Origin of the sequence: Nostoc sp., assembly GCF_036919575.1 — a bacterium.
Lineage (GTDB): Bacteria > Cyanobacteriota > Cyanobacteriia > Cyanobacteriales > Nostocaceae > Nostoc.
Genome location: NZ_JBALBY010000131.1, coordinates 23,294 through 47,059 on the forward strand (window position 1 = coordinate 23,294; position 23,766 = coordinate 47,059).

Below are 23,766 nucleotides of genomic sequence, written 5' to 3' on the forward strand. Positions count from 1 at the left end.
TATAAACCGTAAAGGCGATCGCTTAATCAATTCATCGCGGCGATCGCAAAAACGATGCCTGCGGCGGGCTACGCCTACGCATTTTCATTCTGTTTACAATGTCTGTTTTATTAGGTGCGATCGCATTCCCTGGATTGCGGAAATATCAGACGCGATAGATTTACGAGACGCTTACGAGATGCGATTCATTGCGTCTTTACAAGGGATTGCTACTTCTACATTTCGCTTATGTTTTGACTGGAGGAAGTATTTTTATTTCCTACTCTCCATCTTTCACTTTCTCTTGTTGATGCCAAGCTTGATAAAAAGCTGGGTAGGGCATATTTTCGGCGCAATGGTAAAGTGTCCAATAGCAATGAAAGTAGAAAGCACGATTATTTTGACAAACTGAATCTTGTAAGTAGCAACTTAACTTGGTAACTGCTAAAGAAAATAAATTATCTTTAAGGATTATTCCTAAACATGCAACAAGACTAACAAATCCAACTAAGCCATCATTGTCTATTAAATTAATGATAAACTTAAATACATTTTCATTGCCAATACCAATAGCTGTTAAAGCCGAGATAGCATGTTCTTTAATTGCATAATTTTCACGATATGCATGATTATTGATGATTAAAATCAGAATACTTATTAACTCTGGATTACCACTTCCAATTCTTCTTACATATTCAAGAGCCTTAAACAAAAGGTAGCGATCAGAGTCTTCGTTGGAACCCAGCGATCGCTTAATAACTTCAAGAATGGGAGAAATAGCCTCTGGATTACCAGTAATTATTTTCTCTAATCTCAACATTGTCTCACCCTTTTGTGAATTACTATCCTCAATATTGTTTAGGGAGTAAATTAAATCTATTATTTCTTCTCTACTACTCTGATTTTCTTCTTCGAGTGCCTCAGACAGCATTTCAATAGGTCGTGAATCCGAAAACACATGCTGTCTTATAACTTCAACTTGTTCATTAAATTCACGATTATTCAACCAAAAAAGTGGAACAAAGTAATCATCACTATTGTTAATTAGTTCCTTCAGAACTTTGCAAGCTTCAAAATTATCAGGAGAAAAATCTAATAAAGTTAATGCAACTTTACCAAGGATTTCTTTATCTTGACATAAGTGCAACAATTTAATGAGTTCAATAACAACTTTGCTGTGGTCAGTATCTCGAATTATTGTTTGAGCTTTTTTCTCAAGTGGAAAGAAAGACTGCCACGCTTGTTTAGTACTATCAAAGCAACCAAAAGCCCATTGAACTATCTGTGCTACTATTTCACCAGCACAACTACAATCCCTAAATTCTGCAATACCATTTGCTGCTAAAAAGTAGGCTTGAAACCAATAAAGTTTGTAAAAGCCATCATCAAATTCCACCAACGCCTGAATAAACTCTTCTTTTTCCTTCCTCCCCACATCCTCACGTCCCAACCACAGCAAAATCACTTCTTTCCACTGCGGGGCAAAAATGCGATAAACCCCTAGTGCGGGGTTGTCGGGAACATGATTCAGAAACTCGTGCCAATCAGCGATCGCCAACGCTGCAAAATATTCCTCAAATGTGGGATGGTAGAAAGCGTAAACTTTCTCTTTCGTTGCTGATTCCGCAGCCAGTCCAACTTCATTTAGCCATCCCAACTTTAACGCTAACCAAAATAAAGAATTTTGCTGTTTTGGATCACCTAATTCCTCACCCACAAACTTATGTGCTAGCCGAAACCGTGACGTTTCTTGATCAATTGCCCGTTTTGCCAAACGTCCCAACGCAGCGTTTAATTCGTCTTGCTGCTGTTCGGTGGTAGGGAAGCGGTTTTCTTTCCACTTGTAAACCTCTTCCACAAACTGCTGATAAAGTCCGGCTTTAGTTTCCGGTAAACCTTTATCTGAACCTTGCCAAGTGCTACACAACAGGGCTAACCGCAAAGGATTTTTAACTAAATCTTGGATGCGCTGACGTTCAGCTTTATCTAATTCCTGCCATAATTTTTCGCCTTTGTTACTCCCCCTCTCCTTAATAAGGAGAGGGGGCTGGGGGGTGAGGTTCCGAGGTTGAAACCAACGCTCAATAAACTCTTGCACTTGTTGCGGATATTCAAAATTGAGTAACCGATACGTCTCAAAATTTTCTAAAGCGCCCCCGTTTGCTTCCCAAACATTCACCCGACAAGTCAGCACAACCCGCGCATATTTCACCCATCCCGTCAACTGCTGGGAAATCTCAGTTAATGGTTGGAGTGAAGACATTTCATCTGCTGCATCCAACAACAACCACACACGATTATTCTTGAATAATTTCTCTAAAGTGTTTTCCTGTTCTTCTTTTACACGCACCACTCCTAAAGCATTCTTCAGCCAATCTTGCAACAGATAATTTTCTACACTCTTTCCTTGCAAGTCTGCCAAAGAAATCCAAATTGGTAAACCCAGATTATTGTTTAATATCCAAAAAGCTATAGTTTGCAACTGAGTAGTTTTTCCCGCACCCGGTTCCCCAATTAAAGCGATGCGCTGTCCTTGAGTTTTACCAACACCATCACGGATAATTTTCTCTAAAAAAGCCTCATGTTCAAATCGCTGCTTCTCTTCATAACTCGGTTCGTAAAGTTGCGAACCTTGTTCTGCGGAAATATCCTCGTTGCACTTCTTCGGTTTAGTACGCTCCACCAATGCTAAAGGTACATGAATTGCCTCTAGGTCAAATTTCATCTCTTCATCAGCAAACAGCAACTCATTTGTGGTGAGACGCTTGTGCTTTTCCAGCATAGCGCGGCAGATTTCTTGCCAATCCAAGCTATTATCTGTTGCTTGTACCTGGGGTGTTTCTTTTAAATTCGTCTTTTGGTATTCCTTCCACTTCTGCTTAACCACCTCCAGATTCTCTTTTATCGTCGCTGTCTGATGTTTTAGCGTCAGGGTAAATTTCCAATAACCTTTATTATTCGCGGCGTCTTTGGGTTCTCGCACTCTTAACTCCCCTAGCCAGTCAAGTGCAGTTTGAATCTCTTGCAATTCTCTATCTTCCTGAGAAACGTTAGATTCTGCTTTTTGCCGGGGAAGTTTTAAAATTTTGCCAGCATCTTTAATCTGTTTGAGTAAATATTCCTGCTTTGTACCAACTTCAGTTGTTTTGCTTCTGTTTCCTTTTGTCTGTTGGCTTTTATATCCGGTAATTCGCAGCTTATCAGCTTCCCAGACAACGCAAAGTGGAAGTTTTGACTCACAATCTTGCTTTTGTGACTGTTGCAGCAATGCTTCTACCAGACTGAGTAAATTTTCTAAAGCTGATTCATTTTTACGAATATTTCTTGACATCAGTCAAATAATTTTTAATTACCCAAACAAACAAGCTTACCCAAGCTGCAAAACCTGACGATACAAGCATTATAGACGCTGTGTGGGGGATTTGTCTGGGGAAATACCCAAAAAAATAATTGACCTTGTAAACGCAAAAATAAGGTGAATTCAGATGTCAGCTAAAAAACGTGGTAAAAGTGCAAGTCAAAGAGCGATGTCTACGACGGGCTACGCCTACGCATTCTTGCTAATTCTGCAAACTATATTAATTGGCGTAAATGCCGAAAACCGCCTTCAGCAAGGAGACTCCCCAATCGAGGTTTTAATCTGGATGATTAACCAGTGTATTCCAGTCCTGAAACAAGCCAGCAATTTGCAAGAAAAACAGAAAAAGAGCCTGTTACCCACACATCGCCCTTCTGAGGATAAATAATAGAGCTATAGTGTACGCACAAGTCGAATTACCCCCCTTAATCCCCCCTTATAAAGGGGGGAAACAAGAAATCTCCCCTTTATAAGAAAAAACTAACTGGCGTTCCGACTGCTGGTAGCGAGGGAAAACAAGAAATCTAGTTCCCTCCCCTTTACAAGGGGAGGGTTAGGGTGGGGTAAAACCTTGGTTAATCAGCTATTTCAGACTTGTGTGTACACCGTAGCCTTAGCAAGGCGCGGGGTGGGGTTCTTTGGGTTTAAAGCAGACAACCCCGTTGGTTCACAACACAACCCCGTTGGTTCAGAACACAACCCCATTGGTTCAGAACACAACCCCATTGGTTCAGAACACAACCCCATTGGTTCAGAACACAACCTCATTGGTTCAGAACACAACCCCATTGGTTCACAACACAACCTCATTGGTTCACAACACAACCTCATTCGTTCACAACACAACCCCATTGGTTCAGAACACAACCCCATTGGTTCACAACACAACCCCATTCTCAATCATTTGTTCTCTAGTGTCGTATAATTACTGAGCTAGCAATCAAATCTTATTGCAAAAAACACCTTATTTTGCCAGTTTTACTGAACCACTTTATTGTCCCATTGAGACATCCTAGAAAGATAAAGTTTAGTAAAAACTATCCATTAATGCCACGCCAACAAAAAAGCTCTCTCGTGCTAGAAAAAACCGAACAGAAAGTAATCGGCTTTAAATCGATTAATTCTAACCTCGATTTTGGTGATTCCATCAGCTTAAACCATTTAACCCAGTTAACTGGGCAACTCCGCAACCAGATAGACGAGTATAATATGATGCTAACTGCCCTTGACTCGGCAAAGGCAAAAATAGAAACCCTTGAAAAGGCCATTCGAGAAACTTCAGAACGCTTGGTTAGTGGTGTGGCGTTCAAGTATGGCAAAGATAGCCGGGAATACGAAATGACAGGCGGAGTACGCAAGAGCGATCGCATTCGTAAAGCCACCATCACACGGTTAAAATCCACCGCAGACTTAAAAGCGGCTGCTACACAAACGGCGTAACCAGCAACAAGTAGGCATTATTCACCGTGAATGATGCCCATGTTTTGCGTAGGCGTAGCCCAACCCACGCCTAAGAATAAGTCGCACACTATAATGGATAGGCTGATCGAATGCTTTAGTTGAAAGCTTACGTGTATGTCTTATCCAAAACTAAATGACGAAGAAATTATCCGGCGTGGTAAAGAATTATACGATAAACATATCCGTCCCAAAGTTGAGACAGCAGAGAATATTGGCAAATTGATTTCCATCAATGTTGAAACAGGTGAATATGAAATTGGCGATGATTTGTTGGTAACAAGCCGTTGTTTGCAAGCTAAACAGCCTGATGCTGCAATTTGGGCAGAAAGAATTGGTTATGATGCCGTGTATGCTGTTGGTGGTTCATTAGTTAGGACGTTAGAGTCATACACGGGACGGTGGTTGGGCTTCAAGCACGAATGAGTGTTTTGGTTTGTTTGGAAGACAAGTCAGATGTAGAAATTGAGTTTGTTATTGATACAGGGTTTGAAGGTTTTTTACCTTACCACCTGATCTGGTCGCAAAACTTAGCTTGCCGTATATAGCTAAAATTCAAGCAAATCTTGCCGACAACTCCAGGACTGCAACAAATGCTTATGCAATAAAGATTATGTGGAAGGGTGCGGAGCGAGAAGTTATTGTGTTGGCGATGGGTCGCCGTCCTCTCCTGGGAACTGCACTACTTACAGATTCTCATCTCAGCATTGATTTTTATGAAGGTGGTACTGTCTTGGTTGATGAAATTTTGTAATCTTGCCAAAGTAAAGGCATTCGTAAAGCCACCATTACGCGCTTAAAATCCACCACAGACTTAAAAGCAGCTTCTACACAGACGGCGTAACCAGCAACAAGTAAGCATCATTCACGGTGACTCCACATCTTGTACTTAGCCCTGGCGATTAGAAATCGCGGCTATACAAACAAAGTCCACCTCCGTGGACTAAGAGAAAATCAAAGGTTTTTAACCCACGGAGGTGGGTTTTGCCTGTGTAGCCGTGACTTCTAGTCGCCTGGTGCAAGAAGAAGTTTTATTCCTCAATCAACTCAAAATCAACCCGTTCGTAAATATCACGCAAGGCAATTTGAAATTCAATAGAATCTAAGACTAAAATTGCATCTTCACCTTCATATTCCTTAAAAATCCATTGACCTTCTGCTTGCTTTGCAAATTGTTCGACAGCAAAACTATACTGGTCAATCATAATATATTCTTGAAAACCAGGAATTGAACGATAATATTTAAATTTATCTATTTTGTCATAATTTTTAGTTGAATTTGATAAGACTTCAACAATTAATAAGGGATTAGTGATAATTGTTTTACCTGTTCCCTCATAAATAGGCTTACCTTTGATGACCATAACATCAGGATAAGTATTAATGCGATAACGAGGTATTGATAATTTAACATCAGCCATATATATGTCATAAGCTTGACCTTGGACTGTCAAGGGAAACTTGCGACAAAAATTAAGTGCAATTTTATTGTGGTTGGTTGTTCCCCCTGTCATAGGTATAATTTCTCCGTCTCTGTATTCATTTTTATATTCAGCTTTCTCTTCTAATTCCAAATATTCTTCTGGGCTGTAGTAGCGCTTTTCTGTTTGTAAAACCATATTAATTAACTCACAAAATGGGGAAATGAGTATGTTATCAATAGCGTAACGTACCCTGAAGATTGCGAAAATAAATATCTTTGTTGTCAAAAGACGGTTGCAGACAATGTAACAATAGCGATCGCAAGCAAATACTTTTAGCCATACCCACCAGTGAACGCCCCCACTAATATCTCTGCACAAACTCAGAATCGCAAAGCCGATCACATTCGGATCTGCTTAGAGGAAGATGTTCAGTCTGATCAAATCACTAATGGACTGGAACGTTATCGTTTCACCCATTCTTGTTTACCCGAACTAAACCACAATGATATTGATATCAGCACAACTTTCTTGGGGAAACACCTAGCCGCACCCTTGTTAATTTCTTCCATGACTGGCGGAACAGAACAAGCCGGAATCATTAACCAACGTTTGGCTCAAGTCGCGCAACATTACAAAATTGCAATGGGTGTTGGTTCCCAACGAGTAGCGGTAGAAAAACCCCAGGTGGCTGATACTTTTGCTGTCCGCAAGTATGCCCCCGATGTTCTGCTATTTGCAAACTTGGGGGCTGTGCAACTTAACTACAAGTACGGCTTAGATGAATGTTTGCGGGTAGTTGATATCATAGAGGCTGATGCTCTGATTTTACACATTAATCCTCTACAAGAGTGCATTCAATCTAAAGGTGATACTAATTTTCGGGGTTTGCTTGACAAGATATCTAAAATATGCTCTAAGCTTCCAGTGCCCGTGATTGCGAAGGAAGTTGGTAACGGCATTTCAGCAGCGATCGCCGAGAAACTCATTGCTGCTGGGGTAGCAGCAATTGATGTAGCTGGTGCGGGGGGAACTTCTTGGGCAAAAGTAGAAAGTGAACGGGCAGAAAATCCCTTACAACGTCGCTTAGGGAAGACTTTTGCCAATTGGGGTTTACCGACGGCAGAGTGCATTACAACTATTAGAGCAATCGCACCAGATGTGCCTTTAATAGCTTCGGGAGGTTTGCGTCATGGATTGGATGTTGCAGCTGCGATCGCCTTGGGAGCCGATATAGCTGGTTTAGCAATGCCTTTCCTGCAAGCAGCAGCAACATCAGAGACAGCAGTTTCCGAACTGGCTGAGGTATTAATCGCCGAAATCACCACAGTTTTATTTTGCACTGGCAACGCTACCTTGTATCAGTTAAAGCACTCTGGCAGTTTACAACGCATAGAATAGGTAAATGGGGCATTAGTCATTTGTCATTTGTCATTTGTCCTTTGTCATTAGTCATTAGTCCTTTGGTTATAACCAATGCCCAATGCCCCATGCCCCATGCCCAATGCCCAATGCCCAATAACTAATAACTAATGCGTAATTTTATCAAACAAACTTTTGCTAGTTTAGTTGGCACCTTACTAGGACTAATTATTTTCGGTGGTCTGGGAACCACTGGATTGTTTTTGCTGATATTGGCTGCTACCTCTTCTAAAGATATTGGGCCAAATGTGAAAGATAAGTCAGTGCTGGTTTTTGACTTGTCAATGAAAATTACTGATAGCGAACCTAGTTCCGGCGAAGTCTTTCAAAGCACAATATCAGGTGTGGATGACGAGAGAATGGCACTCCGCAAAATTGTGGAAACTTTGGAAAAGGCGCGGCGCGATCCGCGAATTGTCGGAATTTATCTGGATGCAAGTAGCACAAGCCAAATTAGTAGCGTTGGCTATGCCTCTCTGAAAGAAATTCGGAAAGCGCTTGAGGAGTTTCGCGCTGCGGGGAAAAAGATTGTGGCCTATGGCAGTGATTGGAGTAAAAAGGAATATTACCTTTGTTCTGTGGCAGATTCGATTATTGTTAATCCTCTGGGAATGATGGAAGTCAATGGTTTGAGTTCACAGCCGATGTTCTACGCGGGTGCATTACAGAAATATGGGATTGGTGTTCAAGTCGTGCGAGTGGGGAAATTTAAGGGAGCAGTTGAACCGTTTATCCTCACAAAGTTGAGTCCAGAAAACCGCGAACAAACTCAGAAATTGTTGGATGATGTTTGGGGAGAATGGCGCACTACTGTGGGCGCAAGTCGGAAAATTGAACCACAACAGTTGCAGGCGATCGCAGATAATCAGGTGCTACTAGAAGCTACACAAGCGAAAACTAGCGGTTTAGTTGATCGAGTAGCATACCCCGATGAAGTGGTAACTGACCTGAAAAAGTTAACAGATAGCGATAAAGATGACAAAACATTCCGACAAATTAGCTTGAATAGTTACGCCCAAGTTTCCGGCAAATCTTTGGGTGTAGAACGTAACTCAAAAAATCAAATTGCCGTTGTTTATGCTGAAGGCGAGATTGTCGATGGTAAAGGAGAAGATGGGCAAGTAGGAGGCGATCGCTTTGCCAAAATCTTTAACAAACTGCGGCAAGATAAGGATGTGAAGGCTGTTGTATTACGGATTAATAGTCCTGGTGGTAGTGCTACCGCAGCCGAAGTCATGCAGCGAGAAGTGAAATTAACTCGTGAGGTGAAACCAGTTGTAGTGTCAATGGGTGATGTCGCCGCCTCTGGTGGTTATTGGATTGCTAGCGACTCTAATCGCATTTTTGCCGAACCAAATACCATTACAGGCTCAATAGGGGTGTTTGGGATGCTATTTAATGGGCAAAAGCTGGCCAATGATAATGGCATTACTTGGGATTCGGTAAAAACTGCACGCTATGCTGATAGTCAAACAGTTTCGCGTCCGAAATCGCCTCAAGAGTTGCTACTTTATCAGCGCAATGTTAACCGCATTTATAATATGTTTTTGAATAAAGTTTCTCTAGGTCGGAAACTGCCAGGACAAAAAGTAGCAGAAATTGCTCAAGGAAGGGTTTGGTCGGGTGTGGCGGCCAAAGAAATTGGTTTGGTAGATGAAATTGGTGGTTTGAATAGTGCGATCGCTTATGCTGCTAACCAGGCGAAACTAGGAGAAGATTGGGAAGTTCAAGAATATCCTCGCACTAGCAGCTTTGGAGAACGGTTTTTTGGGCGTGCAACAGAAGAAGCGCGGACTGCTTTCGGGATTGAGAAAGCGCAACTCAAATCAGCGAATCCTCTCATTGATGAATTCCAGAAATTGCAACAGGAAGTAGGGATTCTGCAAAAGATGAATGATCCACAGGGGGTTTACGCCCGCTTGCCTTTCAACTTGAAGATTGAGTAGATGCTTTTTCTTAACCGAGTAGTATTGGAGCATTTACCCCCCTTAATCCCCCCTTATAAAGGGGGGAGACAGGAATTTCCCCTTTACAAGTCCTGAAATCAGGAAAGTACCACGCTTGGGCGTGGGAGGAGAAACAAGAATCTAGTTCCCTCCCCTTTACAAGGGGAGGGTTAGGGTGGGGTAAAACTGACGTGAAAAACCAGGTGAGTAAACTATTTCAGACTTGTGTATACAGCGTAGTCCGGCGGGGTGGGGTTGGGCGTGGTATGGGTAATTTGGCGGACATGATATTAGTCCCCGTTAGCGGAATTAGTTATTAGAAACTGCTCGTTGCTTTGCTGTTTGAGCGATTTTCTGGCTAATTTCACATAAGTTTTGACAGTCAACATCGGCATCTCTAAATCTTCAGCGATCGCCTTTAATGATTCCCCCATCTCCCGCCGTGCTAAAATCGTTGCCCAGGTGACAGCTATTTTATCAGCTCGCTCCCCTCCTGTGCGTTTGCGTTGGGCAGTGAATATGCTTGTTAGTTCCTCAATTCGCTCTGCTAGCAGATTTGTTAGCAACTGAGTTGATTTATTTGCCTGTTGCTCTACCCAATCTAACCGAGTTTGTCCTAGCCCGAAAGTGGTTTTATGTCCTGTGCCGCAGTAAGGAGCAAGTTGTACTAAAGCATAAAATAACTCGCTAAATTCAAAGTTAGCTAAAGCTGCTTTATTTAAACCAAATGAGATTGCGCCTGTGAAACCTGTCACCGATCCACGCTTACCAGCTGCCACTTTTTCTGATTGCAAGCGGTGTTGATGAATAATTACCCCTTCATCTATCCATTTGAGAAAAGATTCTTGTTCTATTGCGATCGCTGAAAAGTCATTCCAGCGACGTAGGTAGCTATGAAAAAGATTTTCTGGCACTGGCAAAGGAAAATGATTACCTTTGCGACGAAAACTTGTAGGTGAGATAAAACTCAGACTGATTGTAGAGGGTCTATCTGTAGATGATTGCAGTAGTTGTCTGTAGGTAGTGGGTATATGGGCAATGCTCACCTGTTTTATCTGTAGAGATGCACCTTTTAAATCTAAGCTTGGCGGTAGTTGGGTTAACCAGTGTTTGAGAAACTGTGCTACTCGTTGAGATAGAGCATTGACGTGCCAGTAGTAAATTTGGTTGGCTTCCAGTTTTAGTTGTTTGCCACTAGCTACAAATTGGCCTGACAGCGCTGAGATATTGAAGGGCTTTTCTGACTCTCCATCATGGAGATAGGCGGATAGTTGTGGGTCGAATTGTCGCACCTGGTCAAGAAACCACGCGTGGAGTCCGATTGTGTATTGCGAGTAAAGCAAAGCAGCAGCAGTTGACTCCAGTTCAAATACTAATCCTACCAATTCAGTCTCATCTGCCCATGTAAAAACAGAAGCTGGAGATTTTTGCTTCGACTTTAGTTTGCGAGTAGTGGATGTAGCTGCTCTTGGCATTGCTTAGGGCTATGCGAATAATCTTGAATATTGTACGCAATTTCCATCATCTTGGAGAAATTAATAAGTCTACAAAAACCTATTCTGAGCTATGAGAAAAAATAGCACTTCAACATTTCAGTCCCCGTGAGCGGATTTTGTTCGTGGAAACCTTTTATCAGGAGATAAAGTTAAGGAGACAGTTGTAATGTTTCAGTCCCCGTGAGGGGATTTTGCGAGTAGAAACTATTTCACTAGAAAGTTGAGCGCAAGTATCAGCCATTTTGTTTCAGTCCCCGTGAGGGGATTTTGCGAGTAGAAACCAAGAAATCATCGCCCAAATTAAAACTCTTGAAGTTCTGGGTGGTTTCAGTCCCCGTGAGGGGATTTTGCGAGTAGAAACAATCCGGGCATGATAGCTACTTCGGAACTAGAGAGTTTCAGTCCCCGTGAGGGGATTTTGCGAGTAGAAACCAGCAAGGAATGAAGAATAGTAAGTAAAGTTTATCGTTTCAGTCCCCGTGAGGGGATTTTGCGAGTAGAAACTTGAGTATTCTATAAAGCGCAATGCACACGACTGTGGGTTTCAGTCCCCGTGAGGGGATTTTGCGAGTAGAAACTAAGGGCAAATCACAATTCTCTCTCTTCTATGCAAGTTTCAGTCCCCGTGAGGGGATTTTGCGAGTAGAAACTATGACCCTATAAACTCTAGTGTCACCAGCTAAATGTTTCAGTCCCCGTGAGGGGATTTTGCGAGTAGAAACATATTGCTGTGGCAGTATACCCATTTCTGATTGCTAGTTTCAGTCCCCGTGAGGGGATTTTGCGAGTAGAAACCGCATATAAAAAAGCGGGACATTAAGCCCCGCCAGAAGTTTCAGTCCCCGTGAGGGGATTTTGCGAGTAGAAACTTCCTCTGGCTAATACCTGGATGGAAGCGGCAGCTGGTTTCAGTCCCCGTGAGGGGATTTTGCGAGTAGAAACACACAACTTCGCGGATAGATAAGCGGTTGTTCGCTATGTTTCAGTCCCCGTGAGGGGATTTTGCGAGTAGAAACCTTTTTTCAAGCTAGATGTCAATTTTGTTTTAGCTTTGTTTCAGTCCCCGTGAGGGGATTTTGCGAGTAGAAACTTTAATATGGACTCCTGCTAACCCTATAGAGTTCTTGTTTCAGTCCCCGTGAGGGGATTTTGCGAGTAGAAACCTAATTATTCTAGCTGGCAAGAAAGCTAATTGTGGTTTCAGTCCCCGTGAGGGGATTTTGCGAGTAGAAACAGAGGATATTCAAGCAACTTCAGCCAACTTTTGCCGCGTTTCAGTCCCCGTGAGGGGATTTTGCGAGTAGAAACGCGCGATCGCCACTGGTTTGCTGCATCAATACAAGCAAAGTTTCAGTCCCCGTGAGGGGATTTTGCGAGTAGAAACCAAAAAATTGGTACATCCCTCATAGAAATTTTGGTTTCAGTCCCCGTGAGGGGATTTTGCGAGTAGAAACTTTATGATGGGGGGATATTGCAAACTAGCTAAATGTTTCAGTCCCCGTGAGGGGATTTTGCGAGTAGAAACGAAATCAGCACAGGTAAGTCGTATCATTATGAAAAGTTTCAGTCCCCGTGAGGGGATTTTGCGAGTAGAAACGGTAAAAATCATTCTGAAAAAATGAACCCGTAAAATGTTTCAGTCCCCGTGAGGGGATTTTGCGAGTAGAAACCAAATCCATGAACCGATACTGAAAATGATAGCCAAAAGTTTCAGTCCCCGTGAGGGGATTTTGCGAGTAGAAACATAGCCACCTAAAATCTGACCTCCAGGTGGCTAAGTGTTTCAGTCCCCGTGAGGGGATTTTGCGAGTAGAAACCGCTCGGTGCTGAAACCTTTACAGAGCAAGCTTCCTGGGAGGCGTTTTGGCAGATCGAAAATTTTGGTCATTTTCAGCCTGCCTTATTGCAAGTAATTTGCAACATTCTGAATTCTTGAAACGCTGTAACTATTGATTTGTCAAGGTTCTGGCGATTTTGGCAGATCCCCCAGGGTTTTAGCCCCCGCTTCGACTTGCCAAACATCAAGCTGATACACTAATCATAATACTATTGTTTGCTCTTGTCGAGGAATTTCTGAACCGTATGTAATTGTTCGCTTGATTGCTCCAGCATCAAGTACATACAATCGTATCGAATCTTCTTCAGGCTTAACCAGTTTTTCTATCTTGGTTTGCAGTGTAGCAAATTGTATCGCAGTTAAAAAACACTCAAAAACGCTGTATTGTGTCCATTTCCCGTAACCAGACAACATCTTATGTAAACGAGTGCGACGTTTATTTGCAGCTTTGTTATCAGGTAGATCATAAATAATCAAATACAACAGGGTAGTCACGTCGCTTCGCTCCGAATTCAAAATTCAAAATTAATAATCCCCATATAGCCTTTCCTAATCACAGAGGTACATCATAGCCCCCTCCTCGCTTGCGGGGAGGGGGTTGGGGGTGGGGTTGAGAAGCGCTATAAATAAATTTAGAGGCTTCTATAAACTGAGGAGGAATTGCGATCGCGCCTTCAGGCACTAGGTTGAGAAGCGCTATAAATAAATTTAGAGGCTTCTATAGGACTAGTATTTGATTTATGAAAAAAATCAGTACACCCCGAAAAGGCTTCTTCCCCACTCCCCACTCCCTGTCAAGAGATCATGCAATCAATAATTAGGATCGCTCAATCTTCCCCACTCCCCACTCCCCACTCCCCACTCCCCACTCCCTGTCCACGCAAATAATTTCAAAAATCAAATATGATTCCTATATCATGAGTCTGTTTCCGTCATTGTCAAGATTTTTTGAGAAATGATAATCAACGTAAAGCTAAAGCTTTATAAGGAATCCCTTCTTGCAAATGGCGACTCAGTAGCCGCGCTTGTAGTTCAATGGCTCGCCGATAAGTGCATTTGTATTCAAAAACCGGATGTTTAAATTCATCATTCATTTTGCGCTCGAATGCCTCTAAGAAAGTTTTCCTAGCAGTATCCTTGAGCCGATATGCACCTAAACTTTCGTTAAAATCGTCAGGTTTAATTTCATGTTTATGTAATACTGCTAATACTACATTGTCAGAAATCAAAGCACGAAACTCTTCCATTAAGTCGAGAACCATTGCAGGCTGACCATGATGGACTTCGTGTAAATATCCAATATAAGGATCTAGCCCAGCAACATGAACCGCAGCTGTTACTTGAACTCGCAACAAACCATAGGCAAAACTGAGAAGTGAATTTACGGGGTCAGTAGGTGGACGACGATTTCGACCAGCAAAAGTCCAATCTTTTCCAACCATCCGTGGCCAGCAGGCAAAATATTCTCGTGCAGCTAAACCTTCAATTCCTCTGACCTGCTCTAGAGTTTTTTGGCTTTTGACGAGACTTTTACGTTCTTTGAGAGGATTATCTCGTTCATTATGACGATACAAAACCTGATATTGATTGTGAATTTTCGCTGCCACAATTGTTTTGACTAATTCTAAACGTCCGACGGGATGGTTATAAAGTTTATATTGTGCTAGTCGCAATTGACCGTTGCGTGAATAACCCGGAAGTGCGGAACCCAGATATTTACCAAAGCTGGAAAGATAGTGAATAGGCATACCCAATTCCAAAGCATAAACTAGAGCATCTCCTGTGACTTGAGGGTTGCCCATCAAGACAACTTGTTGGACGGTTTGTGCTGCAACACTCTGTTTTTTCCAAGAACCATCTGATTGTTTGAGAGCAACATTAAAAGCTTCGTAATTCTTGCTTAAAACGGCATCAGGTTGAGTGACGTAAAGAATTGTCATTTTAGAGTTGTGGTAATTAGTAGTGAATAAAAGTAAATACGGTTGGTGTTAGTGATATTTCGCCCCGGAAGATCCCCCCTTAAAAAGCTACTGTGTACACGCAAGTTTCTCTTGACGCAATTTATGGTTTATCGAATAGCCCCAAGAAACCTCACCCTGGTTCTGCTACGCAAAACCTGTCCCTCTCCTTAGTAAGGAGAGGGATGTTTGTCAGGACGGGTTGAGGGGCTAATTCGATGACTTGTGTGGACACCCTAGCCTTAATCCAAGGGTATTGGGATAAAAGTGATCAGGAAATTTGCTTCCGATGAATTCAATCATCAATTTCAGCAGTGGTTGACGCTCGTAACTGTTTAACTTCAAAAGGTAAACAAATGCCTTTTAGACTGCACGAAAGACATTTTTTGGTGTTGTCAATTGGTGCAGGCATAGGTTTATGATCTGCAAGTTGAGCAAGAGCGATCGCTTGCTCGGTCATTTGCCGTAGTTGAGGTGTAAGCTCTACTCTCTGTCTTCTGCGGTTAGCGTGATAAAATATTTCTCCGTAGGCGATGCTGCGATCGGTACGTTCTTCTATACACAAAGCAGCTGCACACAGTTGAAAATGGTCGTTTAGATGGTGTGCCATCTTTCCCTTTTTATATTCCACTGGGACAAGCTGGCGATCGCATTCTTCAACAGCATCAATTATACCTGCAATTTTTAGGCGATCGCTCCAGACCCATTGTTGTTGATGAATCAGCGTTTCCCCTTCCTGAATAGTTCCTTCTTCATTAATATTGCGGTGTATGTGGCGACCCAAGATAATATGTTCATTATCTTCCATTTCGCCTAACACATATTCCAGATAAAATCTGCGTGGGCAATATTCCCAAGCATTTAAATATGCCAATGGTAAGTAATCTTCAATCATTGTTTATCAATTCTTTCTTAAAGAATGTTTGAAAAGCCCTGGCGACTAGAAGTCACGGCTACATAGACAAAACCCACCTCCGTGGGTTAAAAAACCCTAAATTTTGCATTAGTCCACCTCCGTGGACTAAGCTTTGCGTAGTAGCAAATTCTATTCGCCTATAGCGTTTACTAATCACATGAGGTACATCATAGCCCCCTCCTCGCTTGCGGGGAGGGGGTTGGGGGGTGGGGTTCTTGTACTTCACTCAATTACGAATTACGAATTAACTAAACAGGTTTGACCCATACCCATCGCTGTTTTGCGTCCAACACCTGCAAAGTTAGCAAAATAAGCTAAAGTTGTCGCAATTTTCGCCTGTTCAGCATCTTGAAAGCGATATCTTACCCAACCTTTAGCACCTATTTCTGAACTACTTTCCAACTTCAAAGCATGAGTTTTTAGTTCATAAGCAGAAACTAAAGCTTTCCACTCCACAGATGCAAACTTCAGTTCTTCCGGTGTAAAAACATTCCAGCGCCGCAAGAGACTACCAAAAACCAATTCTGGTAAAGGGAAAAGCTGAATTTCTCGCTTCTGTTTAAAACTTGTAGGGGACAAAAATTTGAGGGTGATATCATCAGAGATTTTATCCATATTTGCCAGAATAGCGTAATCTGATAAATCTGCTAAAGGATGAGTTCCTGGTAAAGTATAGATATTGCGAATAACAAAAGAACATTGTCCCAAAAACAGAGGTTTATTACCCCATTGTTCTATACCCTTCAATAGTGGATCGATTAAATCACCATCAAGTAGAGAGATGCGAAAAGTAAAATCATCTCCCGGTTGTGTTCCTCGTTGGCGACGGTATCCCATCAATTCTGAGAGGCTGAAAGGAGTATCTTGACTATGATAAATCGCATCTGCAATTTGGGGATCTCCCAAACTCAGCCAGTCCATCACTTGAGTATGGAGCGCCCAGCTTGTAGCATCAATAATTTGCTGATTTGCAGCACCCAGTTGAATCACCAAAGCATATAAACTAGTGGATTTAGGAGGCGATGACAACAGTGCTGGCTCCATAAAAAACTCCAACAGGTAAACAGGTTTTATCAGGTAGTTGCCAATAGTTACCAGACAGTTGCGCCTGACTAACTAAACTCACAGGCGGCATCACAATTCGGTTATATAGTAACAATCTGGATGAGGTTGGCAAATCCAACGGATTTAAAGGATGCTTGGTGATATACTGTCCAGTTCGCTCTTTCAAATCTGCAATTTCTGTTGCTTCAACTCGCACCTTCGCTGCCCATTTACCTAACCTGATCCAACGAGGAATTTTGATAGATTCACGGCTGACAATATAGGTTTTATACTGACTGCCTACTGCTAATTCTTTAGCACGACCATAGTTAATTGGGTAATTGCGTTTTGCTCCGTCACCTCCAAATTGCACAGATTTACCATAGTAAGCAACTTGTGCTGCTTTGAAGGTATTCACCTGATAAGACCAAATTAGAGGTAATGCCGGAAATACATAGATTCCTGCTTTGTTAAGGTGCAAAAGATTTTGCTCTTGAGTAGCATCTAAGTAACTGGGTTTTTGAGCATTTACTCCCTTAAGTCGATAGAGTTTAGGAATGTACTCGATTTCAAATAAGGCAAAGCTCAATGCCCAATTGTGCAGATATTTTTCGGTTTCATAGAGAATACCCATTTCACGAGTTGCAAAAAATACGTTATCGTGGAGGGTTAATTTGCATTGGTAAAGAATCATAAGCTGGCGATTATGGATTAGGAAAGTAGTGTAAGCATTGCCTACACTACAAAATTTATCTTGTCAACCTATTTGCTTTTAGCTTTTTTACCAGCGATCGCACCATAGGTTTCAGCGTATACTTTAGTTTGCTGATACAGACTTGTGAGTGTATCCCGCAAGCGAGTTTCATCTTGATAAATTGCTGTCACTTCACCCAAAAAATCAGTTAATTGTGAACCGCTAATTACCTGAGTTTTGCGAATTGGTTCTTGATTAAGCAAGTTGGTTGCCACTTCAGTTGCTTTGATGATAATATCTGCTATGGGTGCATTTAAATCTGATTTTAAAGCATCATAAAGTGACTGGGTAAAATGTAAATTGCTGAAGATTTCACCATCACAAAGTACAATACCAATAATGTGATTCGCCATTGTCCCGGTGCGTGATTCTTGTGCGCCATAGCGACGAGTTCGCATCAAGTTACCCAACACATAAAGGAAACCTTCAAAAGTAGGGTCACGCAGAGTTTCAACAGTGGGGAAGGTAACTTCTGGTAATACATGATCTAACTCATTGATAGCACTCCGCATTTCCCCTTTCTCGCTCATAGTGCCACCTTCAAAGGGCGCATTAAAAGTAAAACTACGGTGAGATTGTTCGTAGGGACTTAGAGAAAAAGCTGAATCTGAGTAAACTTTAGATCGTTCTGAGCCACTATCACCGATCGCAAAACCATAGATAATACAATCGGGACACTTTTTACAGGAGTTTTCGCCATTATATTCACAGAATTTTTCCTTATCTGCGATATTGGCACTAGTTAATTCTAAAGAACGTAATAACTCACGACCTGAAAGACGTTCTGGTGTCACCTGCTTGCGCTTGAAAATCACCAAGCGACTTATAAAGTCTGGGTTCTCTAAACCAGCTTGAGTCCGGGCTGTATTCAAGACTCCATCAGTTTGAAAGACGGGAAAAGATTGGCTATGACGCACCATTAAAAAGTGGACATATTTACCAGATGCTAAACGGGGGAAAACTGTTTGAAATTCTGATTTTAAAGTGTTGATAAGGCTCATGCTACTTCTCCTGATAATTGAGTTTTTTCAGATTGTTTTTCTTGTAAAGCTAGCCAACGATAGGCAAATTCAGCACCAGATTTAATCCGGTTGCGGTTTTCTTGGAGTAAGGCGCGATCGCCTTTATAAAGTCCCAAGAATAACTCATCAACACAGGTAGTTATAAAGGCATGAATTGCCATCAATTCCTGTGCTTGTCGAGTCGGGAAATCTACTGATTTATCTAGCAAATACGGACGTTTATAAACTTCTTGCCGTTCTAAAGCATCTTTGAGTTGTCCCGCCGCTTGTAAGATCAAGTCTTCCCGATCTATTTGCTCTGGAACGGTGAGAATCATCTCTAAAGCTTTAGAGATAGGTAATAAAACTGCATGACTAGATTCATTAACTCTCACCTGATAAAACTGGCGATATTCTGTTACCAGTCGCTCAATTAACTTCAATTTTTCTTGCATATTTACGTTTCCTTTTACCCAGATTTGGGCATAATTCCAAATTCGTTTGACATCTTCATTACTTGGTTTGGTTTCACGAAATCTCTCATTTGCGATCGCAAACACATTTAATACATCGGTTGCCAAATCCCTCACCGTACCACTCAAGGCTTGCCAACGCGCATCTGGTGGTGAACTGCGGCATTCTAGATGTAAACTATAAGCCACAAGTAGCCGTTCTAATGTAGGTGCTAAATCCTGCAATCTTAGGCACGGTTTTACACCCAAAAGATTCCAAAACCCCGCCGGGCCATCAAGAATCACTGAATCGGGGAACTCTTGATCGCTGGCATAAAGCGGATCAGGGCTGCTAGTTGCCACAACTTTTACACCGAGAAGTATGGGTAAAGCTAATGCCAAAAAAGCGGGTGCTACCCAAGCATCTGTAGTGGTTTTACCTCTAGTAGTTGTATAAGTTATTGCCAGAAACGGCAAGTCTTTAGTAGAGTAACTGTCACCATATCGCCCTGCTTCTGCTTCATTTTCATCTCGCCAAGGCAAGTTTTGCAATCCGTTGTAATTCATCCCAGCATCTCGCCACTGTCTGCAAACTTCCCAGAGGTTAACTCTTTTGAGTTCTTTCACCAGTCGCCTAACTGCAACAGCAATTTGAGGCGAGTAGACATAAGCAGGAAAGATGTAGAGAAAAACAGGCTGTTGTTCTTCTAACTTTCCTGAAGGTACAGCCCAAAAAGCTTGACGCAACAACATTTCTAAAGACCAAATTTTCGATATACCGCGTTTGATTCGTCCGCCTCCCAAGCTGTTTTTATTACTATATTGTTGAGGTTTAAATAGCACCACAGTATCTAGTTGATCCTCTGCCTTTGACTCTCCTGAACTTAAAGAACAAATAGGTTGATTATTAACTTTTGCCTCCGAATATGCAGCTAATTCATTCTCAAAGTCAGTGGTTTGATGGCGAAGTCCTGAAACTTCCAAATACTGGGCTAAATAGTTAACAAAAGCCTCATGAGTGGGGCTAGTTATTCCCTTGAGTAAATTATTTTCTTCTGCCCAAATTGCCAAGCGATCGCCTAAATCTTTCAAAAAATTCCTAACCTGTTCTTCGTCTAAGGTGGCATGAGTTGCAATGTAATGAGCCGCAGCTTGATACCAACCATAATTCACACCTCCAGACTGCACTTGTGTTTGTTCTGGAGATATTTGATTTTGCAATTCCAAAGTTGTCAGTATCCAATTCGTATACTCTTGACAACCTTCAAAAAACTCTCGCTGTGCTAGGATAATAAACTCTGCTAGCCGATCAGCCCGGATGTCTGCGCCCTGTAACAAAAATTTTTGTTCTTCATCAGTTAGAGTTAACTTCTCCAACCGCTTGGGTGTAGCTGGAACTTTAACATTAGCGACTTTAACTTGCACCACATCAGGAAGTAGCCGAATCAAATCAGCAGGGGTAAAAAGTTCTAAAGTTTGGGGAGCAACTTTGAGTCCTTTACCATCACGGACAAATCCCACATCGCCACTTTTAAAATAGTCCGCTAATCCCTTTTGATTATTTTCAATATCTCCTTGGATTAGATTTTCCCATATAGATGTTTGAATGTCTGCGAAGTCCGGCGCATCGTAATTTTTAGGAGTCAAATACACAGCACCCTGAGCAAAATAGAGAATTGGTTCCCAATCAAGCTGACGAGCAAAACTCACGACTGCATTGTGGATTTGGTTCGTGATTAAACCTCGACAATCTCGGAGGCGATGGTAAGTTAGTTTTTTAGGAATAGTCAGCCAATCCAGATGATCTTGTAAGCGATCGCCCTTGGTAGTGATCGCAACATCTGCCGGATCGCCCATATGAACCGCCACATCCCCAAATGCCAGTAAATGCCGTAAGACATCATTTAAGCGGCGGTCATCTAGAGTGAATTCTCGCTCGTCATTTTCCCAGTTAGAAATAATCGGATTACTATCAATGCTAAATTGAGTATTCTGAGCTAAAAAAGCAATTTCTAATAAATATTCCTGCCATTGATGACAAAATTCTTGAAAATTTAGCTTCTCACCTAACTCTCGGCATAAGTTAAGAATTGCCTCAATCTCATGGGCTTTTGGTGGCGGTTGATCCTCTCCATGACCACGCACATATTTGTTATAATCGTGTAACGTTAAACCTAAACAAAGTAGTCGTTTTTCAACTTCTTCTAGTTGCAGATGTTTCGGTAAATGTCTACTCAAATTCCAAGCTGTTAAAAGTCCATTGAGGACATGAACTAATAAGCTTTGGTCGGGTTTAGCAGCCCAGCGTTCGGCATTTTCTTTGGCATAGCGATCGCCTTGTTTGACTAAAGTTTGATAATGGGCTGCTTCCGAACCGCCTAAAGCTGGTATTAATCCAAATTCTCGTTCCATTGCAGGTAGCACTGTATTGATAAACGAATACAAAATTGGGTCTGTGTCAGACGGAAGAGTTTCTATTAGTAGTGTTTGTAGTAGTGTTGGCATGGTGTTTAAAAATTACGAATTACGAATTACGAATTACGAATTATTAAAAGATGTAAGGTTTGGTGCGATCGCAGCGTGGAATTCGCCATTTCAGGGCTTCCAAAAGTAAAGCATCTTGGTTAAAAGCGCAAGCATGAAATTGTTCATCAGCATCTTCGAGGCGATATAGCCCAAAAGTGGGACTGAGATGAAGGGCGCGGCTAATATCCCAATGGCTGTTGGGTTGACTACGATTTACCTGCACTAGGAAAGTGAGTAATTTTTGTTTACCCAGACAACGAGTTACTTCAGCTTGTGGGTGTCCGGTAATGCTAAGTTTCTCAATGAGAGAGAGGGTACATTGTTTGAGTTCATCAGTACCGCGATCGCATACTAAGCTAATAGGAAATCGTTCATCTGACCATTGCCGAATTCTGAGGTAAACTTGAATATATTTCTCTGGAAATTCTGTAGTTGAATGATTCGCTTGTTTTGCAGCTTGTAAAAATCCTTCCCGGTTAATTACTTCGACTTCAGCATAAGGTAATAATCTCAGCAAATCGTAAGTATAGAAACGTCCTTCATCCCAAACAGCTGCTTGCAAATCCGAACCACCCCGAAACCGTAAAAGCTCCTGTTGGATTGCTTCACCTGTCTTAGTTTTGTCTTGTCCGAGAGCAAACCAATGTCCGCGTTTTTTATCCAGTTGCTCACCGTAAACATGGCGTAAATCCTCAGCCATACTATCTTTCAACTGCTGCATGACTCCATTTTTCTTAGGACTCATACTAAATAACATTCCTTGAGCTTGGAGAGCGCCCCAATGGTTGCGGTATTGCTCAAATCCTTTAGGAGGATCAAAAGCTTCTGCAATTATCTCTGTTAAATCTAACTCTTCATTTTTAGATTTAATTCGGCTGATAGTTTGTCCATCTTCTAGCTTTTCTTTTAGCCTCGCCATAATCCAAGGAGTCCGACTTGGTAATAAAACAAATGCTTTGTAATTCAAAAAACCAGCATGACGACCCAAGCGACCTAGACGTTGCATAAAGGTAGCAGAATCGCTAGTTTCAAAAATCAGCAGATGAATTTTGAAATCTACACCCACATCAACAGCACTTGTACCAATCACCAAAACAGGTTTAAGAGAATTCTGCAAATCTTGCTGTGCTAATGCTCTTTCTTGACGGTCAATTCGACCGCTAATTTCTCGGACAATAACATCAGGAAGTAATGCTTGCAATTGACGCACTGACCGACTAACAAGAGCTACAGAATTGAGAATAATTAATCCTCGTCCTTTTGGTTGCAAAATAGTGCGAATGGTTTCTACTTGCTGAATTAACCAAGCTAGGGAATCAGTATCTTGGTCTAATTGGACGAACTCCAAATTTACAGCTTGGGATATTTGCCGAAATCCTGGGGTACACTGACTAACGTAATTTCCTCCGACCTCTGCAACTTTAAATCCAGAAGTTTTGAGCATCTTGATAAACTCTGGTTTAGGAGTAGCGGAAGTAAATAGAAACCGCATCGGACGTTTCCGGGGGCGATTATGGCGAATTAATAACATAGCGTTGAGAATTGCGGCTTCTTGATGCACCCCAAAAATGTGAAACTCATCAGCAACGTATAAATCGGGGTTTCTAGCGAGGGTGAGCGGTAATTCCACCCCCCGATTGTAGGCGGGGTTATAGTAGCGAAAGTGAGCCACTAAATGAAAGATATCTGGGTTTGTCAGAATAACGTATTTTTGCTTAAATGATAGTAGCAGTTCTTTAAATTTGTTACCTTTATTTGATTCTTCAACTCGACGGGCTAATTCGGCTCCATAGAAAGTGTCTACCCATGTAATCCCCTCTGGTTGAAACTTTTCATAGTAGCCAATAACTTGCTTTTCTTGGTCAGTCACCAGTTCAATCGTTGGATATAGCCCAATAATCCGAAACCCAGGATTGAGCAACGCCACCAAATAAGCTGCCAAGGATTTTCCATCACCAGTAGCAGAGGTATTAAATATGACTTCTACCGTTCCACTGAGAATTTTTGCATAAGTCTGCGCTTGGTGAGAAGAGAGGGGACAGTCAGAACCGGGTGCAAAGTTGGGAGCTTGCTGTTTTACCTTGCAAATTTGCGTACATCCGAGAGGACAAGCACCGATTCCAAGATTGAGTTGAGAATAGAGCGGCAGTATAGAAACTTTCACAGTACCCTAGTGATGTAACTTTGCATCAATGTAA

At 41.9% G+C, this 23,766-nt stretch carries 18 protein-coding genes and 1 CRISPR repeat array; of the genes, 7 read left to right on the forward strand and 11 right to left on the reverse strand.

Annotation, left to right across the window (positions count from 1 at the left end):
- Window positions 1-259: 259 nt before the first annotated feature.
- Window positions 260-3,310, reverse strand: coding sequence for an NACHT domain-containing protein (locus tag V7K27_RS35675; protein WP_334953581.1), 3,051 nt, complete (start codon window positions 3,308-3,310; stop codon window positions 260-262).
- Between the two features lie 154 nt (window positions 3,311-3,464).
- On the opposite strand from V7K27_RS35675, the gene V7K27_RS35680 reads away from it, so the two are divergent.
- The 5 genes from V7K27_RS35680 to V7K27_RS35700 all read left to right on the forward strand — a co-directional run bounded on the left by V7K27_RS35680 (window position 3,465) and on the right by V7K27_RS35700 (window position 5,549).
- Window positions 3,465-3,725: a hypothetical protein gene (locus V7K27_RS35680; protein WP_334953582.1), complete on the forward strand. Its 261-nt coding sequence runs from the start codon at window positions 3,465-3,467 to the stop codon at window positions 3,723-3,725.
- A 183-nt stretch (window positions 3,726-3,908) separates the two neighbouring features.
- A complete protein-coding gene (locus tag V7K27_RS35685) occupies window positions 3,909-4,262 on the forward strand; it encodes a hypothetical protein (protein WP_334953584.1) in 354 nt (117 codons plus the stop codon).
- A 122-nt stretch (window positions 4,263-4,384) separates the two neighbouring features.
- Window positions 4,385-4,777: a hypothetical protein gene (locus V7K27_RS35690; RefSeq protein WP_334953586.1), complete on the forward strand. Its 393-nt coding sequence runs from the start codon at window positions 4,385-4,387 to the stop codon at window positions 4,775-4,777.
- Between the two features lie 135 nt (window positions 4,778-4,912).
- A complete protein-coding gene (locus tag V7K27_RS35695; protein WP_334953587.1) occupies window positions 4,913-5,221 on the forward strand; it encodes a hypothetical protein in 309 nt (102 codons plus the stop codon).
- A 187-nt stretch (window positions 5,222-5,408) separates the two neighbouring features.
- Window positions 5,409-5,549 carry a hypothetical protein gene (locus V7K27_RS35700; RefSeq protein WP_334953588.1) on the forward strand — a complete coding sequence of 47 codons (141 nt, stop codon included), beginning with the start codon at window positions 5,409-5,411 and terminating at the stop codon, window positions 5,547-5,549.
- A 277-nt stretch (window positions 5,550-5,826) separates the two neighbouring features.
- On the opposite strand, the gene V7K27_RS35705 is transcribed toward V7K27_RS35700, so the two are convergent.
- Window positions 5,827-6,414: a Uma2 family endonuclease gene (locus V7K27_RS35705; RefSeq protein ID WP_334953590.1), complete on the reverse strand. Its 588-nt coding sequence runs from the start codon at window positions 6,412-6,414 to the stop codon at window positions 5,827-5,829.
- A gap of 153 nt (window positions 6,415-6,567) precedes the next feature.
- Between V7K27_RS35705 and fni the strand changes: the two genes are divergently transcribed.
- Window positions 6,568-7,617 carry a type 2 isopentenyl-diphosphate Delta-isomerase gene (gene fni, locus V7K27_RS35710; RefSeq protein WP_334953592.1) on the forward strand — a complete coding sequence of 350 codons (1,050 nt, stop codon included), beginning with the start codon at window positions 6,568-6,570 and terminating at the stop codon, window positions 7,615-7,617.
- Window positions 7,618-7,748: 131 nt separating this feature from the next.
- On the forward strand, window positions 7,749-9,584 hold the full coding sequence (gene sppA, locus V7K27_RS35715; protein ID WP_334953593.1) for a signal peptide peptidase SppA: 1,836 nt from the start codon (window positions 7,749-7,751) through the stop codon (window positions 9,582-9,584).
- Between the two features lie 290 nt (window positions 9,585-9,874).
- Here the strand turns inward: sppA and cas6 (V7K27_RS35720) are convergent, their stop codons facing one another.
- The 9 genes from cas6 (V7K27_RS35720) to cas3 all read right to left on the reverse strand — a co-directional run bounded on the left by cas6 (V7K27_RS35720) (window position 9,875) and on the right by cas3 (window position 23,732).
- Complete coding sequence (cas6, locus tag V7K27_RS35720) at window positions 9,875-11,059, reverse strand: CRISPR-associated endoribonuclease Cas6 (RefSeq protein WP_334953595.1); 1,185 nt, start codon at window positions 11,057-11,059, stop codon at window positions 9,875-9,877.
- Between the two features lie 114 nt (window positions 11,060-11,173).
- Window positions 11,174-12,897: direct repeats of the CRISPR family, unit length 37 nt; unit sequence GTTTCAGTCCCCGTGAGGGGATTTTGCGAGTAGAAAC.
- A gap of 221 nt (window positions 12,898-13,118) precedes the next feature.
- Window positions 13,119-13,412: a CRISPR-associated endonuclease Cas2 gene (cas2, locus tag V7K27_RS35725; RefSeq protein WP_334953596.1), complete on the reverse strand. Its 294-nt coding sequence runs from the start codon at window positions 13,410-13,412 to the stop codon at window positions 13,119-13,121.
- A gap of 467 nt (window positions 13,413-13,879) precedes the next feature.
- Complete coding sequence (cas1d, locus tag V7K27_RS35730) at window positions 13,880-14,857, reverse strand: type I-D CRISPR-associated endonuclease Cas1d (RefSeq protein WP_334953597.1); 978 nt, start codon at window positions 14,855-14,857, stop codon at window positions 13,880-13,882.
- A gap of 313 nt (window positions 14,858-15,170) precedes the next feature.
- Window positions 15,171-15,770 carry a CRISPR-associated protein Cas4 gene (gene cas4 / locus V7K27_RS35735; RefSeq protein WP_334786192.1) on the reverse strand — a complete coding sequence of 200 codons (600 nt, stop codon included), beginning with the start codon at window positions 15,768-15,770 and terminating at the stop codon, window positions 15,171-15,173.
- Window positions 15,771-16,028: 258 nt separating this feature from the next.
- Window positions 16,029-16,835 carry a CRISPR-associated endoribonuclease Cas6 gene (cas6, locus tag V7K27_RS35740; RefSeq protein ID WP_334953598.1) on the reverse strand — a complete coding sequence of 269 codons (807 nt, stop codon included), beginning with the start codon at window positions 16,833-16,835 and terminating at the stop codon, window positions 16,029-16,031.
- Window positions 16,804-17,529, reverse strand: a complete 726-nt coding sequence (cas5d, locus tag V7K27_RS35745) for a type I-D CRISPR-associated protein Cas5/Csc1 (protein WP_334786190.1) — start codon at window positions 17,527-17,529, stop codon at window positions 16,804-16,806. The genes cas6 (V7K27_RS35740) and cas5d overlap by 32 nt, the downstream gene beginning before the upstream one ends.
- A gap of 68 nt (window positions 17,530-17,597) precedes the next feature.
- Complete coding sequence (cas7d, locus tag V7K27_RS35750) at window positions 17,598-18,590, reverse strand: type I-D CRISPR-associated protein Cas7/Csc2 (RefSeq protein ID WP_334953599.1); 993 nt, start codon at window positions 18,588-18,590, stop codon at window positions 17,598-17,600.
- Entirely contained in the window at window positions 18,587-21,547 is a 2,961-nt protein-coding gene (cas10d, locus tag V7K27_RS35755) for a type I-D CRISPR-associated protein Cas10d/Csc3 (protein ID WP_334953600.1), read from the reverse strand. The genes cas7d and cas10d overlap by 4 nt, the downstream gene beginning before the upstream one ends.
- A gap of 43 nt (window positions 21,548-21,590) precedes the next feature.
- Window positions 21,591-23,732, reverse strand: a complete 2,142-nt coding sequence (cas3, locus tag V7K27_RS35760; RefSeq protein WP_334953601.1) for a type I-D CRISPR-associated helicase Cas3' — start codon at window positions 23,730-23,732, stop codon at window positions 21,591-21,593.
- Window positions 23,733-23,766: the final 34 nt, after the last annotated feature.

Excerpts from the sequence above, each read along its gene's own strand:
- cas4 (WP_334786192.1), bottom strand. The coding sequence starts at position 15,770 with ATGATTGAAGATTACTTACCATTGGCATATTTAAATGCTTGGGAATAT.
- cas6 (WP_334953598.1), bottom strand. The coding sequence starts at position 16,835 with ATGGAGCCAGCACTGTTGTCATCGCCTCCTAAATCCACTAGTTTATAT.
- V7K27_RS35675 (WP_334953581.1), bottom strand. The coding sequence starts at position 3,310 with ATGTCAAGAAATATTCGTAAAAATGAATCAGCTTTAGAAAATTTACTC.
- cas1d (WP_334953597.1), bottom strand. The coding sequence starts at position 14,857 with ATGACAATTCTTTACGTCACTCAACCTGATGCCGTTTTAAGCAAGAAT.
- cas10d (WP_334953600.1), bottom strand. The coding sequence starts at position 21,547 with ATGCCAACACTACTACAAACACTACTAATAGAAACTCTTCCGTCTGAC.
- V7K27_RS35695 (WP_334953587.1), top strand. The coding sequence starts at position 4,913 with ATGTCTTATCCAAAACTAAATGACGAAGAAATTATCCGGCGTGGTAAA.
- cas6 (WP_334953595.1), bottom strand. The coding sequence starts at position 11,059 with ATGCCAAGAGCAGCTACATCCACTACTCGCAAACTAAAGTCGAAGCAA.
- cas7d (WP_334953599.1), bottom strand. The coding sequence starts at position 18,590 with ATGAGCCTTATCAACACTTTAAAATCAGAATTTCAAACAGTTTTCCCC.
- sppA (WP_334953593.1), top strand. The coding sequence starts at position 7,749 with ATGCGTAATTTTATCAAACAAACTTTTGCTAGTTTAGTTGGCACCTTA.
- V7K27_RS35680 (WP_334953582.1), top strand. The coding sequence starts at position 3,465 with ATGTCAGCTAAAAAACGTGGTAAAAGTGCAAGTCAAAGAGCGATGTCT.
- V7K27_RS35690 (WP_334953586.1), top strand. The coding sequence starts at position 4,385 with ATGCCACGCCAACAAAAAAGCTCTCTCGTGCTAGAAAAAACCGAACAG.
- V7K27_RS35705 (WP_334953590.1), bottom strand. The coding sequence starts at position 6,414 with ATGGTTTTACAAACAGAAAAGCGCTACTACAGCCCAGAAGAATATTTG.
- V7K27_RS35700 (WP_334953588.1), top strand. The coding sequence starts at position 5,409 with ATGTGGAAGGGTGCGGAGCGAGAAGTTATTGTGTTGGCGATGGGTCGC.
- cas5d (WP_334786190.1), bottom strand. The coding sequence starts at position 17,529 with ATGATTCTTTACCAATGCAAATTAACCCTCCACGATAACGTATTTTTT.